General features: G+C 62.3%; 18 protein-coding genes and 1 tRNA gene. 9 read left to right on the plus strand and 10 right to left on the minus strand.

Annotated elements, in window-relative coordinates; translation table 11 throughout:
- Window positions 1-6 precede the first annotated feature (6 nt).
- The 6 genes from OA2633_RS16310 to OA2633_RS11335 form a co-directional block, all read right to left on the minus strand.
- On the minus strand, window positions 7-150 hold the full coding sequence (locus OA2633_RS16310) for a hypothetical protein (protein WP_009802688.1): 144 nt from the start codon (window positions 148-150) through the stop codon (window positions 7-9).
- Entirely contained in the window at window positions 150-1151 is a 1002-nt protein-coding gene (gene cydB / locus OA2633_RS11315) for a cytochrome d ubiquinol oxidase subunit II (protein ID WP_009802689.1), read from the minus strand. The genes OA2633_RS16310 and cydB overlap by 1 nt, the downstream gene beginning before the upstream one ends.
- Before the next feature lie 9 nt (window positions 1152-1160).
- On the minus strand, window positions 1161-2564 hold the full coding sequence (locus tag OA2633_RS11320; RefSeq protein WP_009802690.1) for a cytochrome ubiquinol oxidase subunit I: 1404 nt from the start codon (window positions 2562-2564) through the stop codon (window positions 1161-1163).
- Between the two features lie 246 nt (window positions 2565-2810).
- Complete coding sequence (locus OA2633_RS11325) at window positions 2811-3458, minus strand: peroxiredoxin (protein WP_009802691.1); 648 nt, start codon at window positions 3456-3458, stop codon at window positions 2811-2813.
- 136 nt (window positions 3459-3594) lie between these two features.
- Window positions 3595-4089 (minus strand): Rrf2 family transcriptional regulator, encoded by a 495-nt coding sequence (locus tag OA2633_RS15910; protein WP_206740507.1) that lies wholly within the window; start codon window positions 4087-4089, stop codon window positions 3595-3597.
- Window positions 4090-4406: 317 nt separating this feature from the next.
- Window positions 4407-4483 (minus strand) — tRNA-Arg (locus tag OA2633_RS11335).
- Between the two features lie 197 nt (window positions 4484-4680).
- Between OA2633_RS11335 and OA2633_RS11340 the strand changes: the two genes are divergently transcribed.
- Complete coding sequence (locus tag OA2633_RS11340) at window positions 4681-5103, plus strand: response regulator (protein ID WP_009802693.1); 423 nt, start codon at window positions 4681-4683, stop codon at window positions 5101-5103.
- Window positions 5104-5105: 2 nt separating this feature from the next.
- Here the strand turns inward: OA2633_RS11340 and OA2633_RS11345 are convergent, their stop codons facing one another.
- Window positions 5106-6269: a class I SAM-dependent RNA methyltransferase gene (locus OA2633_RS11345; protein WP_009802694.1), complete on the minus strand. Its 1164-nt coding sequence runs from the start codon at window positions 6267-6269 to the stop codon at window positions 5106-5108.
- A gap of 83 nt (window positions 6270-6352) precedes the next feature.
- On the opposite strand from OA2633_RS11345, the gene OA2633_RS11350 reads away from it, so the two are divergent.
- The 4 genes from OA2633_RS11350 (at window position 6353) to map (ending at window position 8893) form a co-directional block, all read left to right on the plus strand.
- A complete protein-coding gene (locus OA2633_RS11350) occupies window positions 6353-7021 on the plus strand; it encodes an HAD-IB family phosphatase (RefSeq protein ID WP_009802695.1) in 669 nt (222 codons plus the stop codon).
- Between the two features lie 79 nt (window positions 7022-7100).
- Window positions 7101-7844, plus strand: coding sequence for a 2OG-Fe(II) oxygenase (locus OA2633_RS11355; RefSeq protein ID WP_009802696.1), 744 nt, complete (start codon window positions 7101-7103; stop codon window positions 7842-7844).
- A 70-nt stretch (window positions 7845-7914) separates the two neighbouring features.
- Complete coding sequence (locus OA2633_RS11360) at window positions 7915-8121, plus strand: ParD-like family protein (RefSeq protein ID WP_009802697.1); 207 nt, start codon at window positions 7915-7917, stop codon at window positions 8119-8121.
- 1 nt (window position 8122) lies between these two features.
- On the plus strand, window positions 8123-8893 hold the full coding sequence (gene map, locus OA2633_RS11365) for a type I methionyl aminopeptidase (RefSeq protein ID WP_009802698.1): 771 nt from the start codon (window positions 8123-8125) through the stop codon (window positions 8891-8893).
- Between the two features lies 1 nt (window position 8894).
- Here the strand turns inward: map and polA are convergent, their stop codons facing one another.
- From polA to OA2633_RS11380, 3 genes are all read right to left on the minus strand, one after another.
- A complete protein-coding gene (gene polA / locus OA2633_RS11370; protein WP_009802699.1) occupies window positions 8895-11669 on the minus strand; it encodes a DNA polymerase I in 2775 nt (924 codons plus the stop codon).
- Window positions 11670-11748: 79 nt separating this feature from the next.
- On the minus strand, window positions 11749-13275 hold the full coding sequence (locus OA2633_RS11375) for an SLC13 family permease (protein WP_009802700.1): 1527 nt from the start codon (window positions 13273-13275) through the stop codon (window positions 11749-11751).
- 97 nt (window positions 13276-13372) lie between these two features.
- Window positions 13373-13573 (minus strand): zinc-finger domain-containing protein, encoded by a 201-nt coding sequence (locus tag OA2633_RS11380; RefSeq protein WP_009802701.1) that lies wholly within the window; start codon window positions 13571-13573, stop codon window positions 13373-13375.
- A 175-nt stretch (window positions 13574-13748) separates the two neighbouring features.
- Between OA2633_RS11380 and OA2633_RS11385 the strand changes: the two genes are divergently transcribed.
- The 4 genes from OA2633_RS11385 to OA2633_RS15510 all read left to right on the plus strand — a co-directional run bounded on the left by OA2633_RS11385 (window position 13749) and on the right by OA2633_RS15510 (window position 22403).
- Window positions 13749-14711: an ABC transporter ATP-binding protein gene (locus tag OA2633_RS11385; protein WP_009802702.1), complete on the plus strand. Its 963-nt coding sequence runs from the start codon at window positions 13749-13751 to the stop codon at window positions 14709-14711.
- Window positions 14712-14772: 61 nt separating this feature from the next.
- The gene (locus tag OA2633_RS11390; protein WP_009802703.1) at window positions 14773-15069 is read left to right on the plus strand and encodes a hypothetical protein; all 297 of its coding nucleotides are present in this window, start codon (window positions 14773-14775) and stop codon (window positions 15067-15069) included.
- A gap of 245 nt (window positions 15070-15314) precedes the next feature.
- The gene (locus tag OA2633_RS11395) at window positions 15315-18167 is read left to right on the plus strand and encodes an S-layer family protein (protein ID WP_009802704.1); all 2853 of its coding nucleotides are present in this window, start codon (window positions 15315-15317) and stop codon (window positions 18165-18167) included.
- A gap of 24 nt (window positions 18168-18191) precedes the next feature.
- Complete coding sequence (locus OA2633_RS15510) at window positions 18192-22403, plus strand: Ig-like domain-containing protein (RefSeq protein WP_009802705.1); 4212 nt, start codon at window positions 18192-18194, stop codon at window positions 22401-22403.
- Window positions 22404-22439: the final 36 nt, after the last annotated feature.

The raw sequence follows: 22439 nt of genomic DNA on the forward strand, positions 1-22439 counted from the left end.
CGGGCGCTAGAGAAAGAGTTTGATGATCCCGCCCAGGACCGTCACAGTGAGCACGCCAGCGGCCCAGAGCCCGACGAACCAGGCGAGTTCACGCAATCCGGTTTGCCTCACGCCCGTGTCCTGAGCATTGCGCGTTGGATCTTTGAGCATCAGTGATACCCCTCCGCCGGATCGACCTTGCCGCGGAACACCCAGTAAGCGTACGCGGTGTAAGCCAGGATCATGGGCAGCAGGATGAGCGCCCCTACCAGCATGAACATCAAGCTTGAGTCCGGCGCTGCTGCCTCACGAATGGTAATGGCGCGGGGCACCACATAAGGGGCAATTCCGATGCCCAGCCCACCAAAGCACAATCCGAAAAGAGCAATCGCGCTAGGGAACGGCGCCCAGTCCTTTTTGGACCACAGACCCCAGAGCAGGATCGCAGCCGCGAGAGCGGTGAGCGTTGGAACAGGCAGGACGTAGAGTAAGCGCGGGAAGGTGAACCAGCGCTCCGCGATGTCGGGAGAGAGAAAGGGCGTCCACAGGCTCACAAGACCAATAAAACCCAAAGTCGCTAAGGCTGCCAGTCTGGCGAGGCGATAGGCTTGGTCGCGCAACTCGCCTTCGGTTTTCATCACAAGCCAGGTCGAGCCCAGCAAGCCGTAGCCGGCGGTCAGCGCGACACCGCAGGCCAGCGAGAAGGGCGTGAACCAGTCAAACCATCCGCCTGCATAGGCCCGGCCCTCAACTTCGATGCCCTGAACGAACGCCCCAAGCACAACGCCTTGAGAAAAGGTTGCAAGCAAAGATCCGAAGAAGAAGGCGCGATCCCAGATTTTTTGATGGGCCACGTCCCGCCAGCGGTACTCAAATGCGACCCCGCGAAAGACAAGCGCAAGGATCATCGCGATGAATGGGGCGTAAAGCGCCGGCATAACGATGGAGTAGGCCAGCGGGAAGGCGGCGAAGAGGCCGCCGCCGCCCAAGATCAGCCAGGTTTCATTTCCGTCCCAGACAGGCGCGACGGAATTCATCGCCACATTGCGATCCTGATCGGTCTTCAGGAAGGGGAATGACAGCCCAACGCCCAAGTCAAAACCGTCAAGCACGATGTAGATAAAGATGGCGAGCGCAAGAAGTCCCGCCCAGATTTCAGGTAATCCAATCATGATGACCTCCTACTCGGCCGGGAATGCTTTGGGGTCGAGACCAGCCGCTGGCGTGGTGCCCGCAGAGCGGATGGGTTTGCCGTGCTGCTCTTCAGCCTGAGCCGGTCCTGCCCTCATCAGTCTGAGGATGTACAGCGTGCCGGCGCCAAAGATCGCGAAGTAGACGATTACGAAGGCGATTAGAGAGGCTGCGACCGCTGGCGCCGCCACTGGCGCGATCGACTCGCCCGTCGTGAGCAGGCCATAGACCGTGAAGGGCTGACGCCCGACTTCTGTAGTCACCCAACCCGCTAGCACCGCGATAAACCCGCTGGGACCCATCACAAGGGCGGCTTTGTGAAACAGGCTGTTCTCGTAAAACTTGCCACGCCAGCGCAGGAAGAGGCTGATCGCACCCAGAGCCGCCATAGCGAGACCGATCCCAACCATGATCCGGAAGCTCCAGAAGACGATCACCACGGGAGGGCGTTGATCGGCGGGCACATCGGTCAAGCCTGGTGTTTCGCCATCCCAATGGTGAGTCAGGATCAAGGCGGACAATCCTGGAATGCCGATTTCAAAATGATTTTCCTCGGCTTCTTGGTCCGGGATGCCGAACAAGATGAGGGGGGCTCCGGTCTGGCGCTCCCAATGGCCTTCCATCGCCGCCACTTTGATCGGCTGATGTTCGAGCGTGTTAATGCCGTGCATGTCGCCGGCGAAGATCTGGATGGGAGCCACGATCGCCGCCATCCACATGGCCATTGAGAACATTTTTCTCGCTTCGGCGTTGGCGCGATCACGCAGGAGGTGGAATGCGCCCACAGCCCCCACGACAAAAGCCGTGGTGAGGTACGCTGCCAAGGTCATATGGACGAGGCGATAGGGGAAGGACGGGTTGAAGACGATTTCAAACCAGTTCTCGGGAATGAACTGACCAACCTCATTGATGCTGTAGCCTGCCGGGGTCTGCATCCAGGAGTTCACCGACAAGATCCACGTCGCAGAGATCAGTGTGCCGAGCGCGACCATGCCTGTGGCGAACAGGTGCAACTTGCGTGACACGCGCTCCATCCCAAAAAGCATCACGCCCAGGAATCCGGCTTCCAGGAAGAAGGCTGTGAGTACTTCATAGGCCATGAGCGGGCCAATGATCGGTCCGGCTTTGTCAGAGAAGACCGACCAGTTCGTACCGAACTGATAAGACATCACAATCCCGGACACGACGCCCATGCCGAAGGCGACAGCGAAAATCTTCATCCAGAATTTGAAAAGGTTGAGATAAACCCGATTACCGGTTCTGAGCCATTGAACTTCCAGTACGAACAGGAAGCTCGCGAGCCCGATTGAAAAGGCTGGGAAGATGATATGGAACATCACCGTGAACGCGAATTGCACGCGCGCGAGGATGGTGGCGTCTAGGGATTCAAACATCGCTGCGAACTCCGCTTGATGTCGGTTGGGTGAACAAGTGTCTCATGAACTAGAGCCAATTAAGTGGCATTCCATATACAACTTTCGGCCATAGTGTCGCAGGCCTTGACGGTTTGAAGCTGACAGGACCAGCCCCAGAAGAAGCGTGCGCATGGCCCCTGTCAGGGCAGGGACATTGTGACTTAGGGCCATGCGCGCCCGGTAGCGGTTCAATCGAGCGGACCTTCGATTGAACCGCCCTCGAGATCAGCCGAGAGATTTGGTGGAGAAGTACCAATCCACCGTTTCATAGCCTTCAGAGGCGCGGCTCTCGGCGGCGTCGGCGGTGGCCGGCGGCGGCACGATCACCTTGTCGCCCGGGGTCCAGGCTTCAGGGGTCGCCACGCCTTCGCTGTCAGAGGTTTGAAGCGCCTGGATGAGGCGAACAAATTCCTCGATCGAGCGGCCATTACTCATCGGGTAATAGACCATGGCGCGCAGCACGCCCTCAGGGTCAATGATAAAGGTTGCTCGCACCGCAGCAGTGTTAGAGGCGCCAGGCTGGATCATGCCATAAGCGCTCGCCACTTGCATGGAGAGGTCGGCGATAATGGGGAAGCGGACATCAACGCCGAACTTCTCCTTGATGTTCCGCACCCAGGCGATGTGGGCGTAATGACTGTCGATGGACAGTCCCAGAAGTTCGGTGTTAAGGGCGGCGAACCGGTCCTGAGCCTTGGCGAACGCCATGAACTCTGTGGTGCACACCGGGGTGAAATCTGCCGGGTGTGAAAACAGGATCAGCCATTTGCCGCGGTAGTCGGACAAGGACCGCTCACCATGGGTCGTCGGGGCGGTGAAATCGGGCGCTTTCTCATTCAGGCGCGGGAAGGTGCAGGTTTCAATCTCAGTCATTGGGAACTCCATTGTTTGACGCGTTTGGCTCAAAGCCAGTGCGTTATGACGTATCCCTTAAAGTCGCATATGTCATACTACTTATTTTGATGCAACCTATAGACCCTCTCTATGCCGACCCTAAAGTCTATAAATGTTACTGGATTTCGGCGTCGTTCAAGCGAGAAAGCAGGACGCTGCGGTTGGCGGCGATATCGGCGATCGTGACATCATCTAATACAGCCAGGAAGGCGCGTGTCGCTGTCTGGATAGATGCTGAAAGATGGCATACGCCAATGAGCGGGCAGGTGTTTGTTTCTGCATTAAAGCACTCAACAAGCTCCAAAGGCGCTTCAGTAATCCGGATGACCTCTCCAACCGTGACATCCTCGGCCGGCCTGTTGAGGGTGATCCCACCATTGCGCCCTCGAACAGCCTTGATGAACCCTTCTTTTTCGAGCGTGTTCACTGCTTTGAGCAAATGATGACGCGAGATGCCATGAGCGCGCGCAACATCCTCGGTACGGATCAGGTTTGGAGCGTGAAGGGCGGCAAACTGTAAAAGTCGCAATGCAAAATTGGAAAAATTCGTAAGCCTCAATGGGCAACCTTTCACATGGAGATTGTGTGTCGATAGCGGGGCGTTGAACACAGGGCTTCAACAACAGTACACGCTTTAGTCAGATGTCGCATTACCGACACTGATCCGCTTCATTCGATATCCTCTGCTCATAACCATACGCGCCCTGGTGAGAGCGAACCGCATCCAATAGGCCGAGGCGGCTTTTCATACTCCAAGCATTTGGCGGGCGATCTAGGAGGGGCGGAAGTATCGTAGGGGCTTAGGAGTAGATCGCGCTTTGAGATTTTGTGGGAAAGCTGCCGTGAGTCTTTATGCGCACGTGCTGGGTATGTGCTGGAAAGTGTCAGCGCGCTCGGGCGGATTTGATGTTATGTCATTGAAAAGAATGGCGCACCCATGAGGATTCGAACCTCAGACCTCTGCCTTCGGAGGGCAGCGCTCTATCCAGCTGAGCTATGGGTGCCTGATAGGGCGCTCTGTTTAACTTGCTCTGCGGCCAAGTTCAATCATGACAGCGCAGCGGGTGTGGCGCCTGGGTGAGTGTGAAAACTGAATCCGAATTGTTAATATTAATCAAAGGTTGACACGCAAGCATAGGCGTGCGCGGATAGCGTGTATTGTCCTTTATAACCCGTCGTGGGAATGAAAAGGGGTGATGGAATGACACATTACACGCCCCGGCTCTTGCTGGTGGAAGATGATCCGCAAGACGCTTTTCTGGTCGGACGCTATCTGTCCGATCTGCCCTATGGCGGGCAGGTTTCGCAAGTGGACTCCCTGCATAACGCCCGCGCTCAACTCGAGCAGAGCACCGACATTGCTTGCGTGATGGTGGACCTCAAGCTTGCAGACGGGTCAGGCGCCACACTCATTGAGTGGATGTTGTCTGACGATGTCTTGCGGGAAATCCCGATCATCGTCTTCAGCGGAGACCGGTCCACCCACCCCGAGCTTGATACCTTCGCCAATGTCGCCTGCCTGATCCAGAAACCGGCTTCGGCGGAGGGGTATGAGGCGCTGGCCAAGGCCCTGCGTCCGATCGTCGAGAGCGCCCTGGCGCGCGCGGTCTACGCGGCGCAATAGCGCTATTTCAATTCCCCGGTCACGTGGAGACGGATCTTCAGACCGCCATGGTCGATGGGCGCGCTCGTCCGTTCAAAGGCGAGCCCGGTCGCCTTCGCCATCTTCTCATCGGTGGTGATGAAGGCGGCGCGCCAGCCGCTGAACTGGTCGCGCATCACCGCGCCAAAGGTCTTGTAGACCCCGAAGACGGCGGACTTGTCTCCGACCCGGGCGCCATAGGGCGGATTGGCGACCACCCAGCCGGGCGCGCAATCGGGACGCTTGAGGTCTTTCAGACCTCCTTCGCTGAACGTGACACGGTCAGACACTTCAGCCCGTTCGGCGTTCTCTTTCGCCATGCGCACGGCGCCGGGGTCGCGGTCAAAGCCGAAACAGGGCGCGTCTGAGCGGGCATGGGGCGCGCGGTTGCGCAACGCCATGAAGGCGTCGCGGTCAAAACTGGCGAAGCGTTCAAAGGCAAAGCCGCGCGCGCGTCCGGGCGCCAGCCCCGCCGCCAGCTGGGCGGCCTCGATCACGAAGGTTCCCGAGCCGCACACCGGATCCAGCAGCGGTGCGCGGCCGTCATAGCCCATCTCGCGCAGCAGGAGCGCCGCCATTGTCTCGCGCAGGGGCGCCTTGGCGACGGCCTGCTTGTATCCGCGCTTGTGCAAGGGCTCGCCAGAGGAATCCACGCTCAGGGTCACCACGTCATGATCAATGCGTACGCGCACGGTGATCTCCGCATCGTCGCGGATCGCCACCAGCGCCGTACGGGCGATGGCGTTCGCCACGCGCTCGGCGGCGGCGCCGTCATGATAGATGCGCGACTTGCGGCAACTCGCCTCGACCTTGACCGGCGTGCCCGCATGAAAAAGCTCTGGCCAGGGCGTCTGGCGCGCCAGCTGTTCAAGCTGGTTCAGATGCTGACACTTGAACCGGTCCAGCACCGCCAGCACCCGTGTGGCGCCCCGGATCTGGAGGTTCGCCCGCCAGACCTCCGCCCAGCCGCCCTTGATGGTGACGCCGCCCTGTTCGGGGCGGCATTTGGCGAAACCGTTCTCGGCCAGCTCGCTGGCCAGGGCGGATTCAAGCCCGGGCGGGCAGGCGAGGAAAATGTCAAAGCGGGTCTGGGTCATCGCGCCTTCATAAGCGAAGTCCGCTGCTGTGGCGACACGATTGCGCCGCACTCTTCCACCGCTTTCTGCCGCCCGGCTCTGGCCAGTCCGGCGCGCTTGCCGTACATCGCTGGCCTTGCAAGCACGAGGGCAAGATGAGCCGGCTGATTGTCTTTGACGTGGATTCCACGCTGTTGAAGGTCGAGAGCCTCGACTTCGCCGTCGAGCATGCGCTCTCGAGCGCGCCTGATGGCGCGGAGCGGACGGCGCGACTGAAGGCGCTGACCGATCAGGGCATGGCCGGCCAGCTCGATTTCAGAAGCTCGCTTGAACAGCGTCTGGCGATCGCCGGACTGACGCGCCCGGCGGTCGAGGCCGCGCGGGAGCGGCTTCGGACCCAGCTGACAGAGGGCATGGTCGAGCTTCTGAACGCCCTGCGCACGCGCGGAAATGACGTGGCGGCGGTGTCGGGCGGATTTGTGGACCTGGTCGAGCCTGCGCTCTCCGATCTCGGCTTCGCCAATGGCGAAATCCGCGCCAACCGGTTCGTCTATGAGGGGGATGAGGTCATCGGATTCGATCGCCAGAATCCGCTGTCGCGTTCGGGCGGAAAGGCGCCGGTCGTGGCCTCTCTCAAGACCCTGTTCGGCAAGCCGCTGGCCATCATGGTCGGCGATGGGATGACCGATTACGAGGCCTTCGACAAGGGCGCGGCGGATAGCTTTATCGGCTTTGGCGGCGTCGCCCTGCGCGCGCCCGTCCGGGCGAAGGCCCCGGCCTATGCCGAGAGCGTTGCGGCGCTTCATGCGCTTCTTCTGGGCTAGGCTGCAGCTTTCAGATTTGACTTGCCAAGACGGGGTTCCGGGTTCAAAAGCGCGCACCTTTTGAACGGAGCCGCCGGATTTGGACGCTGTCGTCTGCCCGAAGCCATTCTTCTCTGACAATCTGACCGCCAGCCTGCTTGCGGATCTGGAAACGCGCGGCTGGGCCCATGCGCCCGGTGCGCTTGATCCCGAGCTGGTCGCGGCCCTGCGTCTGGAAGCTGAAGCGCTGGAAGAGGCGGGCGAGACCCATATGGGGCGGGTCGGGCGGGCGCAGAACGAGACGAAGGCGCTGTCCATCCGCAAGACCCATATCGCCTGGCTTGATGGCGCCAGCGCGGCGCAGCAGCGCTTCATGGAAGGCGCGGACGCCCTGCGCATCGCGATGAACCGCCGCCTGTTCCTGGGCCTGTTCGAATTCGAGGCGCACTTCGCCGTCTATCCGCCGGGCGGGTTTTACGCGCGCCATATGGACGCCTTCACCCTGCCCACCGCCAGCGCAGGCGCCTTTACCGGGCGCCGGGCCGAACGCGCGCGTGTGGTGTCCATGGTGGCGTATCTGAACAGGGACTGGGCAAGCGCGGATGGCGGCCAGCTGGCTGTGTGGGAGCATGCACCGCTGGATGAACACGGTCGTCCGGATATGAGCCGGCTCGACGACGTGCCGCCTGTGGCGGAGCTGGAGCCTGAAGGCGGCGGGCTGGTGCTAATGCTGTCCGAAGTCATCCCGCACGAGGTGCGCCGGTCGCTGGCGACCCGCTACGCCATCCCCGGCTGGTTCCGCGTCAATACCAGCGTCGGCGGCGCGCTCGATCCGCTGCGCTAGGGCTTGCACGGCGGCGCTTCAGAGAATATACGAAACATATATGTTTCATATATTCGCGCGAGGGCTAGTGATGGGCATTGTGAAAATTGATGATGAGCTGCACGAAGATATCCGCCGCGGCAGCAAGGCCATGTGCCGGTCCATCAATGCGCAGGCGGAATTCTGGCTGAAGATCGGCATGTTGGCCGAAGCTCATCCCACCCTGACCTTCAACGAGATCGTGCGGATGCAGTATGAGGCCGCCGAACTGGATCTGACGCGTCGAAGCGTCGCCTGACATGGTCAAGACAGCGGACGAGCTCGCGCTGATGCGTCATTCGGGACGGCTTCTGGCGTCGGTCTTTGAAATGCTGGACGGGCTGACGCTCGAAGGGATGAGCACGCTGGCGGTCAATGATTGCGTGGAGCGGTTCATTGTCGACACGCTTGAGGCGCGCCCGGCCAGCCTGGGCCAGTATGGCTATCAGTATGTGTTGAACTGTTCGCTCAACAGCGTGGTCTGCCATGGCATGCCGGATGCCGGGACGATCATCCGGGACGGCGACATCCTCAATCTCGACATCACGTTGGAAAAGAACGGCTTTATCGCCGATTCCAGCAAGACCTACATGATCGGAACGCCGTCCGCCGCCGCCCGGCGTCTGGTGAAGGCGACCGAAGCCGCCATGTGGAAGGGCATCGCCGCGGTGCGGCCCGGCGCGCATCTCGGGGATGTCGGCCACGCGATTTCACGGCACGCCAAGAAGACCGGCTATTCGGTGGTGCGCGAGTATTGCGGTCACGGCATCGGGCGCGAGATGCATGAAGAGCCGTCGGTGCTGCACTATGGCAAGCCCGGCTCCGGCATGCGCTTGCGGGAAGGCATGGTCTTCACCATCGAGCCCATGCTCAATCAGGGCAGCCGACACGTCTATACCGAGGACGATGACTGGACGGTCGTCACCCGGGATGGAAAGCTTTCCGCCCAGTTCGAGCACACAGTCGCCGTCACCGCGACCGGCGTTGAGGTCTTGACCCTGCGACCGGGCGAAGCGCTGCGCCTGAGCTGATCTAGTGCGCCTGGCCCCAGGTGCTGGCGGCCTTGGCTTCCACTTCCAGCGGCACGGACAGGTTCTGGGCGGGCAGGGCTGCGGTGCTCATCACTTCGGTGACCAGCTTGATGACCTGATCGGCCTCGCTCTCGGGCGCCTCAAACACCAATTCGTCATGCACCTGCAGCAACATGCGGGTCTTCAGGCCCGCATCGCTGAGCGCGCCCGGCATGCGCACCATGGCGCGGCGGATGATGTCCGCGGCCGCGCCCTGAATGGGAGCATTGATCGCCTGACGTTCCGTGAACTGACGCACGGACGGATTCTTGTCCTTGATGCCGGGCAGATGGATGCGGCGGCCGAAGATGGTGCTCACGCAGCCCTTGGCCTTCGCCTCGTCCTTCATGGCGTCCATATAGTCCTTGATGCCCGGGAACTTCTTGAAATAGCTGTCGATATAGCTTTTTGCCTCATCGCGCCCGATGCCGAGATTGTTGGCGAGGCCGAAGGCGGAAATGCCGTAGATGATGCCGAAATTGATCGCCTTGGCGTTCCGGCGCGTGGTCGGGTCCATGTTCTCGAGCGGCACGCCGAACATTTCGGACGCCGTCAGGGCGTGAATGTCCTGGCCCTCGCGGAAGGCCTGTTTGAGCGCTTCCACATCCGCGATATGGGCCAGCAGCCGCAATTCGATCTGGGAATAGTCGGCCGCGACGATGACATGGCCGGGCTCGGCGGTGAAGGCTTCGCGGATCTTGCGGCCTTCCTCTGTCCGTATGGGGATGTTCTGAAGATTGGGTTCCGAGCTCGACAGGCGTCCGGTGGTGGTTGCGGCCAGCGAAAAGCTGGTATGGACCCGGCCTGTGTTCGGATTGATCGCGTCTTTCAGGGCGTCCGAATAGGTGGATTTGAGCTTGGAGAATTGCCGCCAGGTCAGAAGCGCCTTGGGCAGGTCATGGCCCTGGGCGGCCAGCTCGTCGAGCACGGCGGCGTCGGTCGACCAGGCGCCGGACTTGGTTTTCTTGCCGCCGGGCAGGCCCATCTCGCCAAACAGGATTTCCCCGATCTGCTTGGGGCTGCCCAGATTGAACTTTGTTCCCGCCAGCTTATGGGCGGTCTCTTCGGCCTCGGCCATTTTCTGCGCGAAGTCCGACGACAGACGCGAGAGCTGGGCCACATCCACCTTGACGCCCGCCAGCTCCATATCGGTCAGCACCTGCGGCAGCGGGCGTTCCAGAGTTTCGTAGACAGTGGACAGACCCTTGCCTGCAAGGCCGGCCTTCAAGAGCTCCCACAGGCGCAGGGTGATGTCCGCGTCCTCGGCGGCGTATTCGGTGGCGGTCTTGAGATCGATCTCGGAGAAGCGCTTCTGGGACTTGCCTGTGCCGCACACCTCCTTGAACGAGATACACGTGTGGCCGAGATGGCGCTCCGCGAGCTCGTCCATGCCATGGTTATGCAGGCCCGCCGCCTGCACATAGCTGATCAGCATGGTGTCGTCATAGGGCGCGACGCGGACGCCATAACGCTGGAATACCGCCAGATCGTACTTGAAGTTCTGACCGACCTTCAGGATGGCGTCGTTCTCCAGGATCGCCTTGAGCCGTCCGAGCGCTTCGCTCTCGTCGATCTGGTCGGGCTTCATGCCGCCATCGGCCAGATCACCGCCTTCATGACCCAGCGGGATGTAGCAGGCCTCATTCGGCGCGGTAGCGAGGGACACGCCCACAAGGCGCGAGGCGACGGCGGAGAGGGCGTCGGTCTCCACGTCCACGGCGATAACGCGGGCGTGCTTGGCCTTCTCGATCCATTTCTCTAGCGCCTCGACGGTCTGGACGGTCTCGTATTTGGAGCGGTCCACGGGCGCTGTGGCGTCGCCGGTCTCATCGGCAACCGGCCCTCCCAGCCCTTCCTCGACCCGGCGGGTCAGGGTGCGAAATTCCATGGATTTGAGAAAGCCCACGAGCTTTTCCGCATCCGGGTCCGCCGCGCCGAACACATCCAGTTCATCCGTGATCGGAACATCGGGCTTCAACGTCACCAGAAGACGCGAAACGCGGGCGTTCTCGGCGTTCTCGATCAGCTTTTCGCGGCGCTTGGGCTGTTTGATCTCGCCCGCGCGCTCCAGCAGGGTATCGAGATCGCCATATTCGTGGATCAGCTGGGCGGCGGTCTTGATGCCGATGCCGGGCACGCCGGGCACATTGTCGACGCTGTCACCGGCGAGTGATTGCACATCGACCACCTTGTCGGGCGCGACGCCGAATTTCTCGATGACCTCGTCATGGCCGATGCGCTTGGACTTCATGGGGTCCAGCAGGGTCACCTGATCATTGACCAGTTGCATCAGATCCTTGTCAGAGCTGGCCACGGTGACGCGCGCGCCCTTGTCGGCGGCAAGGCGGGCATAGGTCGCGATCAGATCGTCCGCCTCAAAGCCTTCCATCTCGATACACGGCAGCTCGAACGCCTGGGTGGCTTCGCGGATTAGGGAAAACTGGGGAACCAGGTCTTCGGGCAGGTCGGGCCGGTTGGCCTTGTACTGGTCATAGATCTCGTTGCGGAAGGTTTTCGACGAATGGTCGAAAATCACCGCCAGGTGCGTCGGCTGGTCCTCGCCTTTGAGGTCTTCGAGCAGCTTCCACAGCATGTTGCAGAAGCCCTGAACCGCGCCCACGGGCGTGCCGTCCGACCGGGTCAGCGGCGGCAGGGCGTGATAGGCGCGAAAGATATAGCCCGACCCGTCCACCAGATAGACATGGCTGGAAGAATCAACAGGACGAGTAACGGCCATGACAGCGCTCCGGCGGCAGTTCAGCGAGGGAGCGCTAACCTAGGCGGCGTCGGGTGAGGGGGCAATCGGAAGCCCCACCCTAACCCGGAAACGCCACCCCACTAATCAGGCTGCTCACCAGCGCGATCAGAGGCGCGGCGACCAGATTGATGCGGAAGCCGGCCTTGATCATCTGGGTCATGCTGGCCGCGCCAGACGCGTAGACAATGGCGTTGGGCGCGGTGGCGACCGGCAGCATGAAGGCGCAGCTCGCCGACAGGGCCACGGGCACGATCAGGTGTTCGGGCGGCACGCCGGCCGAGATGGCGACCGCGCCCAGCACCGGCAGGAAGCCCGAGATCGTCGCGACGTTCGAGGTCAGCTCGGTCAGGAACACCACGATGAAGGCGAGGATCAGAACGGTCAGCGGCAGGGGCAGGCTGGCCACCCACTCAAGGTGTGAGCCGATCCATTCCGCGAGCCCTGTCGCCTGAATGGCCGCGGCCAGTGACAGGCCGCCGCCGAACAAGAGGATCACTTCCCAAGGCAGCCGCTTGGCGCTCTCCCAGTCCATCAGGGCCTGACCCTTGCCGGACTTGCCGCCGGCGGGGATCAGGAACATGGCGAGCGCGCCCGCCATCGCGATCTGGGCATTGCCCAGGCTCAGCGTGATCGGAAATTCAAGCTGGGTGCTGATCCAGGCCAGCAGGGGATTCCAGCCAAAGCTGATATCGGGCTGGCCGATCAGAAAACCGGGCAGCACCCGGCCCATCCACAGGATCGCCACCACGCCAAAGGCCAGCGCGACCCGCAGCTCGGGCGTGGTCATGCGGCCCAGTTCCGCCTTGTGCTGGAGGATGATCTCGCGCCCGGCCTCATTGGGGGCGTGGCCATCGACCCGGAACACCCATTTGGTGAGGATCAGCCACATGGACGGGATGATCAGAAGGGCGGCGGGCAGGCCGAGCATCATCCATTGGGGAAAGCTGATGACCGAGCCGTATTCGCGCTGCATGAAGCCCATGGCGATCAGGTTTGTGGGCGTGCCGACCGGCGTCATGATCCCACCGACCGACGCCGAATAGGCGACAGCGAGCGCTAGCGCCGGGGCGAACTGGCCTGCATCCACGCCTTCATCCTTGAGCGCGTCAGCCACCTTGAGGGCGATCGGGATCATCATGAGCGTGGTCGCAGTATTTGAGATCCACATCGAGAGGATCGCGGTGGCGGTCATGAAACCGAGCATCATCAGCGCGGGGCGCGAGCCGAAGGCGGCGACGATATTGAGCGCGATGCGGGTATGCAGATTCCACCGCTCGATGGCGAGGGCGACGATAAATCCGCCCAGCAGCAACATGACGATCGGGTCGGCATAAGGGGCGGAGGCGTCGCGCATCCCTAGGATGCCAAAGACGGGAAACAGCGCCAGCGGGACGAGCGCGGTCGCCGCGATGGGAATGGCTTCACTGGCCCACCAGGCGCCCATCATCAGGGCCAGACTGGCCAGCAGCCAGGCGGACCGGTCCAGCCCTTCGGGCACGGGCAGGAGTTGCAATCCCACCGCGATCACAAGGCCTGTGATCAGTCCGATCCGTTGACGCATCGCCGACGTGTTCGCCTGGCTCATCGCGCTCCCCCCTTTGCGGTCTTTCACACAGGTATAGGGAGGGCGCTTCCGGGATCAATCGAAACCGGAATATCGCCATGACATTTGAGAAAAGGGCTTACGCCTTGGGGTCAGCTTTCGAACCGCGCAGCACGAAGCGACGGTCGCAATAGCCGCACTCGACGAAATCCTCGTCGCCCATTTCATACCAGGTGCGCGGATGGCCCAGAGCGCCGCCGCCGCCGTCGCACATGACGCGCTTCTGGTCGACCACGATCACTTCGGGGGCGGGCAGGGAGGAGGCGTTGGTGTCGGTCATGATGCGCTCTGCCGGTCTGTAAAGAGGGTCCGGTTGAAGAAGATAGACGGCGTTGCGACATGGACGAGGCCCGCGCACGCCGCTAGGGTCCGCTCCGTCTTAAGACGCGCTGTGTGCAGGCGTCAATTGCGCACGCGCTCTCCTCCCGTTCCGCTTGCAGACCGTGAGCCCGCCCATGTCACACGCCCAGCCCGAATTCGCCCTTGAAGCCTATGGCCTGAAGAAGACCTATCCCGGCGGCAAGGGCGCGCCTGCGAAAGAGGCGCTCAAGGGGGTGGACCTGCAGATCCCGCGCGGCTCGATCTTCGGGCTTCTGGGGCCGAACGGGGCGGGCAAATCCACCTTCATCAATATCTTTGCGGGCCTTGTGACCAAGTCCTCCGGCACGGCGAAGATCTGGGGCCTGGATATCGACAAGGATCCGCGCCGCGCCCGCGCCGCGATCGGCGTGGTGCCGCAAGAGCTGAATATGGACGTGTTCTTCACGCCCTATGAGACGCTGGAGCTGATGGCGGGCTTTTACGGCGTGCCGAAAGCCGAGCGCCGGACCGAGGAAATCCTCGCCGCGCTGGGGCTCGAGGACAAGCGCAACGCCTATGTGCGTCAGCTCTCGGGCGGGATGAAGCGCCGCCTTCTGGTTGGCAAGGCGCTGGTGCACAACCCGCCTGTGCTGGTGCTTGATGAACCAACAGCCGGCGTGGATATCGAGCTGCGCCGCCAGCTCTGGGATTATGTGGTCGAACTCAACAAGCTCGGCGTCACCATCGTCCTGACCACGCACTATCTCGAGGAAGCGCAGGAGCTGTGCGACCAGATCGCCATCGTCAATCATGGCGAAGTCGTCGCCTGCGAGCCCAAGGCGGATCTTCTCAAGCGCATGGACAAGAAGACCCTGGTGATCGAGCCGGTGGAGCCCCTCAAGGCCGTCCCGGCAGGCTTTGAACAGCAGGAGGCGGTGATCCGCCCTGACGGCTCTCTGGCCATCACCTATCGCTTCGGCGAAGCCTCGGTGGCGGACATGATCGAGACCTATCGCGCCTCGGGCCAGCGGATCGCCGACCTGCGCACCGAAGAGCCGGATCTTGAGGATGTCTTCCTGGCGCTGACCTATCAGGCGGACGCGAAACAAAGCGCCTGATCCGCGATTGCGCACATCGAAAAGTGAAGCCATTTCGCGTTAACCGCGTTAGTCTGGCGTCATGTCCAGATTCTTCACCCGCCTTCTCGCGCTGATCCTGTCCGGCGCCTTGCTGATCGTCCTTCTGGCCGTCCTGCTCCAGATCAAGCCGGTTGGATTGCCGGGCTGGGGGGTGTTCGCGGCCCTCGCTGCGGGCGCTGTTCTGGCGCCTTGGGCGTTGTACAAGTTCCTGATGCGCGGCACGCGTCCGAAGGTGACCCCGCGCGACGCCGCCGGCGCGGGCATTGCGGTGGGCATGGGGCTCGAACATGAGCGTCAGCGTCGGGATGAGGACGATGCGGATCTCGATCTCGACTAGTCGTCGGCCACGATGCCGATTTGGCTGATCGCGCTCAATTTCCGGGCTTGAAGAACTGCGAAAAAGAGTCCCCGCCAGTGCAACCAAACTGCAGGGCGTCAATAATTTCTTTTACATTTTAATGCCTTAGCTCTCTTTCGAGTCGATCAAAATATCCCCTTATTGGGGATTTTCATGCCCCTAATTAAACTATAGGCTGTGCGCGCCAGCATCAGACAGGGCGCGCTGTGCGCGTTGGGGGAACCATGACCAGCAAACTGATTTTGTCCGTGAAGGGGCTTGTGCTTTTCGCATGGCTTTCGCTCTTCAGCGCCACGGCGCTCGCTCAGGATCTGGGGTCATCCCAAAGCATTGATTTTAACGCTGCGGGCTTTCCCGATCCGGCGCTGTTACTTGGCAAGCCCTATGCGAATTCAGGGTTCACCTTTGACTATTCCGGTAATCTCTACGGTCTTGACGAGAGTGATGCGCGGCAAGGAAAGCTGTGGGTTCAAAGCGCCACTCAAGATGAAACTTTCACTATCGATTACAGTGGAGACAATTTTGATCTGAATTCGTTCATCCTCGTGAACGGATTTTCGACATACAACATTACGGTCAGGGGGTATGACGCCAGCAATTCTGTTGTGGAGACGCAATCCTTTTCAGTCCCCTCAGGAACGCAAACCATCAGCCTGACCAATTCTGGTTTTAACAACGTAAGATACGTCATCATTACCGCCACCTCGGCCAACGGATTTGATGGCAGTTTCTTCGACGATTTCGCGGTCGCTCCTCCCACTGTTCCCGACGTGACCGCACCGCGTGTCACCTCCATTGTACGTCAGACGCCGGCGACAGCGATCACCAGCGTGGACTCACTGGTCTTCCGGGTCACCTTTGACGAGGCGGTGCAGAATGTCTCGAGTGCTGATTTCACGGTTACGGGCGTTAGCGGCGCTGCACTCGGCGTATCTGGCAGTTCAGCCGTCTATGACATTACCGTGTCTGGCGGTGATACGGCCAGCTATACGGGTACGGTCAGCCTCGGTTTTAGAGGCACGCAAGACATCGCTGATACCCCGGCAGGCAATACGCTCGTCAACACCACGCCGACGGGCGCCAATGAGAGCTATACGCTGGACAACACAGCGCCCGCCGCGCCATCCACGCCGGATCTGGACGCGGGGTCTGATACGGGCTCCAGCAACACCGACAACATCACCAATGATACGACGCCGACCTTCACCGGTACGGCGGAGGCCAATGCCACAGTAACGGTATCCTCCACCCTCAGCGGTCCACTGGGCAGCACCACGGCGGATGGCTCCGGCAACTGGAGCTATACGTCAGGGGTTCTGGCTGAGGGCGCGCATACGATCACTGCGACGGCCACGGACGCCGCCAGCAATGTGTCTGCCGCGTCCAGCGCGCTGTCGATCACGATCGACACCACAGCGCCGGATATCACTTCGATCACCCGACTCTCGCCCACCGGGCAGACGATCAGCGCGTCGGCGGCGAATGCGGCTTTCCGGGTGACATATTCCGAGGCGATCGCCGGTTCCAGCCAGGCGGACTATGCGTTCCAGAATGTGTCGGGGACGGCGGCGGGCTCGGTATCAAGCTATGGAACCAGCAGCCCGACCCTGATCAATGTGCAGCTCGGAACCTTGTCGGGCGATGGGGATTTCTCCATCACCCTGAATGGCGGGCATGGCATCACCGACATTGCCGGCAACGCGCTCTCCAGCACGACGCCGACCGGCGTGCGTGAAGTGTTCACCCGGGACGGCACGGCGCCGTCGACCACCTCGTTCGTGCGCACCACCCCCGCCGGCGCGACCACGTCTTCGGATTCCCTGGTGTTCACCGCCAATTACTCCGAATCCGTGAGCGGCGTGGACACCTCCGATTTTGCGGTCACCGGGACGACGGCGACGGTTCAGAGCGTGTCGGCCGCCAGCGGAACCAGCATCGCCATCACCGTGTCTGGCGGCGATCTCGCCAGCTATAACGGGACTGTGGGGCTCAACTACGCCGCCGCGCCCACCATTACGGATGCGGCCGGCAACGCCCTGCCCAACACCGAGCCCGCCACGGACGAGACCTACACCCTCGATAACACGGCGCCGGCGGGCTATTCGGTGACGCTGGATGACGATCCGGTGAATGCGGGGAACCAGACCGCGACCAGTTTCACCTTTGCCGGGGCTGAAGTCGCTGCCAACTACAACTATACGATTTCTTCGTCTGGCGGCGGCGCGAACGTGACCGGGTCGGGGACGATCTCCACGGCGACGGATCAGATTTCGGGCATTGATGTCAGTGGCCTGGGTGACGGCACGCTGACGCTGTCCGTCACGCTGACTGATGGCGCGGGCAATGCGGGTTCGGCGGCGACGGACACCGCGACCAAGGAGGCCCAGCCGCCGCAGGTGAACTCCATCGTGGTGGCGGGCTCGCCCGCCGGCAATGCGACCAGTGTGGACTTCACGGTGACCTTCTCGGAGGCCGCCCAGAACATTTCGACCGATGACTTCTCGCTGACCACGACCGGCACCGCGACCGGGACGATCGCGTCCGTCTCTTCGGCGACCGGAACCACGGTCACCGTAACCGTGAACACCATCAGCGGCGACGGCACGATCCGGCTTGATCTTGATGCGGCCACCAATATCCAGGATGCAGTGGGCAATAGCGGCCCGAACGCCTACACGTCCGGCGCGACGCATACCGTCGACAATACGGCGCCCGCCGCCTTCAACGTGGCGTTCCAGGCCGGTCTGATCACGCAGGCCAACGAAACCTCGAACGATATCCGGTTCACGACTGCCGAGACCGGGACGACCTACGCCTATTCGATCAGCTCTTCGGGCGGGGGCACGCCGGTGACCGGCACGGGAACCATCACCACGGCGACGCAGGACGTGACCGTCAACGTGTCGAGCCTGCCGGACGGCACGCTGACCCTGACCGCGACCCTGACGGACGGTGCCGGCAACGTCACCAATCAGAGCTCGGCGGATACGGTTTCCAAGGCCACGGCCGTGCCCGGCTTTTCCATGGCGTTCGCCCCGACTTCGGTGCTGACCGGCGGAACCTCGACGGCGACCTAAACCATCGACAACTCCGCGATCGGCGTGGCCGCCACCTCGCTTGATTTCAGCAACAACCTGCCGGCCGGCGTGACAGTGGCGACCACGCCAAACGCCAGCACCACCTGTACGGGGGGCACGCTGACGGCGACCAATGGCGCGAACTCGCTGGCCTATACAGGCGGCACCGTTTCGGCCGGCGCGAGCTGTACGGTGTCGGTGGATGTCACCGCCAGCACGACCGGCGCCAAGGCGAACACAACGGGTAATCTGACCTCCAATCTGGGCAATTCAGGCACGGCGTCCGCCACCCTGACCGTGACCCAGCCCTCGCTGAGCGTTGATGACCCCAGCGTTCTGGAAGGCGATGCCGGCACGGCGACCCTGACCTTTACCGTGACGATGGCGCCGGCCTCGTCCCAGACCATCACGGTGGATTACGCCACATCGGACGGGACGGCGACGGCGGGAAGCGATTACACCGCGGCCACGGGCACGCTGACCTTCAACCCGTCCGTCACCACCCAGACCGTGTCCGTGACCGTCACCAGCGATGCGACGATCGAGCCTGACGAAACGGTGATCCTGACGCTCTCCAAGCCGTCGAACGCGACGATCGGGGACGCCACCGGGACCGGCACCATCACCACCGATGATGTGGCGCCGACGGATTTCACCGCGCCGACCCTGGATCTGGTCAGCCGGGCGTCACCCACCGATGAACGCACCAATGTGAACGCCCTGACCTGGGTGCTGGAGTTCAGCGAAGCGGTCCGGCGTGTGGATGTGACCGATTTCGCGGTGACCGGCTCGACGGCTTCCGTAAGCGCCATCTCCGGTTCGGGGAGGGTCTATCAGGTCACGGTGAGCGGCGGCGACCTGTCCGATTACGACGGCGTGGTGGGGCTTGAGCTGCCCAACCCGACCATTGTCGACCTGGCCGGCAATGATCTTGACGGCGGCGCGCCGTCGAGCGCCGAGACCTATCTTCTGGACAATACCGGCCCGGTTGCGACCCTCAGTTCGGATCTGACCGGCGACGCCAGTGAGCCCTTCACGGTGACGGTCGCGTTTGATGAACCCGCGACGGGTCTTCAGCTGTCCGACTTCGTGCTGACCAACGCCAGCGTGAACGCCTTGCGGACGGTGTCCGAAACGGAGTTCACCGTCGAGATCACCCCGGGCGGCCGTGGCGAGCTGACCGTGTCACTGGCGGCTGGGGCAGTGACGGATGCGCTGGGCAATGAGAGCCTCGCATCGGACACCCTGACCTTCGAGACCGACACATCGGGTCCCGGCCTGTCCGGAATCCAGAGCGGCGTGGGCTCGGTGACGGCGCTGGATATTGTCTACTGGAACGTCACCTTCTCTGAAGAGGTGACCGGGGTGACGCGAGATGTCTTCTCGCTCTCCGGGGGCACGAATGCGAATCTGTCTGTTTCAGGCTCGGGCGCGTCCTATCAGGTCACGGCGTCCGGAGGATCGCTGGCGGATTTTGACGGCGTCATCGCCCTGTCGATTTCTGACCCGGATGCGATCCTGGACCTTTCCGGCAATGCCTATGAAGGCGGCGCGCCCAGCGGCCCGGATCAATCCCAGATCCGGATCGACAACACTGCTCCGGTCGCGACCCTGAGTTCGGAAAAGGCGTCTGTGGGCGCAGCCGTGACTGTCACGGTCCGTTTCAGCGAGGATGTGAGGCGGTTCGGCCGCACGGGCGTCACGCTCACCAATGCCAGCCTGGAAGAGCTGACCGAAGTCAGCCCCTCCGAATACACGCTGGTTCTGGCGGCCCAGAGCAACAGCCCGGTCTCGGTCCAGGTGAAGGCGGGCAGCGTGATCGACGCGGCCGGCAATGCCAATCCCGCAAGTTCGACCCTGACCCTTGCCGCAGATGGCGAGGCGCCCGTGCTGCGCAATGTCGTGGCGGGTACGGATCTGCGCACGGCCGACGATACGCTGAGCTGGACTGTCGAGTTTGATGAGGATGTGACGGGCGTTGACGCCTCGGGCTTCACTCTGGCCGGCGCGAGCGGCGTGAGCCTCTCCGTTTCAGGCTCAGGCCGGACCTATGCGGTGACAGCGAGCGGCGGAAACTTGGCCGATCTCGACGGCGAGGTCCAGCTGCAGCTCGTGACGCCGTCCTCGATCGTGGATGTCTGGGGAAATGCGTTCGCGGGCGAAGGTCCGACGAACACCGATGAATCGCGCATCGAGCTCGACAATTCCGGTCCGGCAGCCACCCTGACCGCATTGAGCGACGAGGTTGTCGGCCCCTTCACGCTGACGATCGCCTTTGATGAGGACGTGACCGATCTGGCGCTGTCTGATCTTGCCGTGACCAATGGCGAGGCCAGCAATCTGAGCCGCATCGACACCCGGAGCTTCAGGGTTGCGATCCAGCCCCAGACCTTTGGCGTCATCACCATGACGGTTGCGGCGGGCGCGGTTGAGGACCTGCTGGGCAATCCCAGCGATGCGGGCGAACTGAGCGTCGAGGCGGTCAGCCAGCAAGACGAGATCGATGTCGAGGTCAATATCGATGTCACCTCGCCTGTGGGCGCCCAGGTGCAGAGTTCGGTCAGCAATCCCGGCGTTACCGACGTGCGCTTCAGCGCCAGTGCAGACGTAGGCTGGCTCACCGTCACTCCGGCCCAGGGCGTCATTCCGGCCGGCGCATCCGTTGAGTTCACGGTCACCGTGAACGATCAGGCGGCGGCTCTGGAAGCGGGCGATTATACGGGCACGGTGACCGTGGTCCGTGAAGGCGTCTTCGGTGGCGCGAGCGCGGGACGCGCGGGCGTTCAGGCGGTTCAGGAAACCGTGCTGGCGCGCATTCCCGTGAACCTGATGCTGGTCAGCCAGAAAGGCTCGCTGCAGATTGTCTCGACCACGCCGTCAGGCGTCTCCGGCGATGCGGACTTCACCTATGCCTCCAGCCTGTCCCAGTTTGACGGACTGACCCTGACGACCGTGAACGGCTATGCGCAATCGACTTCAGTCGAGCTCAACAGCGCACAGGTCAGCCTTCAGCAGACGTCGCCGGCCGGATGGCGCGTCGAGTCCATCAGCTGCGCGGGTGATCTCGATGGAGGCTCGCAGGTGGATCTCGCGACGGGCACGATCCAGATCGACCTGGATCCGGAAGAGAACCTGGTCTGCACTTTCGAGAATGTGAGAGATGAAGCAGCGGTGCAGCTGGCCACCCAGCGGGCGATCCGCAACTTCATGCTGCGCCGGGCGGATCGTCTGATTGACGCCGCGCCGGACCTGTCCACGCGTTTGAGCGCGCGGGAGTCCATGGGCGCAGGGCAGTATGCGGCCAATGTCGATCAGGGGCGCTACACCATGTCCCTGACCGCCTCTCTGGCCGGGGCTCGCAACCAGGCCAAGGCGCGTCATTCCGATGCGCCAGGCATGCCGTCCTCCATGCGTGACGATGTGGGCCGCCTGGACGTGTGGCTGTCGGCTGAACTGTCAGGCGTTTCGGACAACCGGGCCGGTGAACGCGCGGAAAGCGATTTCGGTGTGGCGCAACTGGGCCTCGACTGGGCCGTGTCGGACGCACTGTTGGTCGGCGCCATGGTCCAGATGGACTGGATGGACGAGACCGCTCAGGAGGTCTTTGAAGAGGCGGGTGCGATCACGGGCGCCCGTGTCGACGGCGAAGGCTGGATGGCGGGCCCGTACGTGGTCTGGCGCGTGGCGGACAGCGTCATCCTTGACGGTCTCGCCCTCTATGGAACGAGCTCCAACACCGTCAATCCGCTCGGCCTTTACGAGGATGAGTTCGAGACGGATCGCTGGATGCTCCAGGCCAACCTGACCGGTGAGTATGGACACGGCGCATTCCTGGTGCGTCCGCAAGCCACGCTGACCCATTTCGAGGAAACCCAGGACGGCTATACAGACAGCCTGGGCTTTGTCATTCCGAGCCAGAGCATCGCGCTGGGCCGCCTTGCGGCAGGTCCGGAACTGGTCTGGCGTCAGGAACGCGCGTCGGGCGCGCGTTGGGAGCTGCGTTCCAAGCTTCGGGCCGTTTGGGATTATCAGCCGGCAGAGCTTCTGAGCGAGACCGGGGCGTTCATGAACAGCGAGTCCGATCTGCGCGCCGATGGTGAGCTCGGCGTCGCCGCCACGCTGAGCAATGGCGCGGTGTTCGAGCTGTCGGTCGGCGTGTCCGGCATCGGGCAGGAGGATTTCGAGGCCAACTCGGCGCGCTTCCAGCTGCGCTATCCGCTGAGCCTGGGGCAATAGCCGCCTTGCGGCGAACAGCAAGAGGGCGGGCCCTGG

Origin of the sequence: Oceanicaulis sp. HTCC2633, assembly GCF_000152745.1 — a bacterium.
Lineage (GTDB): Bacteria > Pseudomonadota > Alphaproteobacteria > Caulobacterales > Maricaulaceae > Oceanicaulis.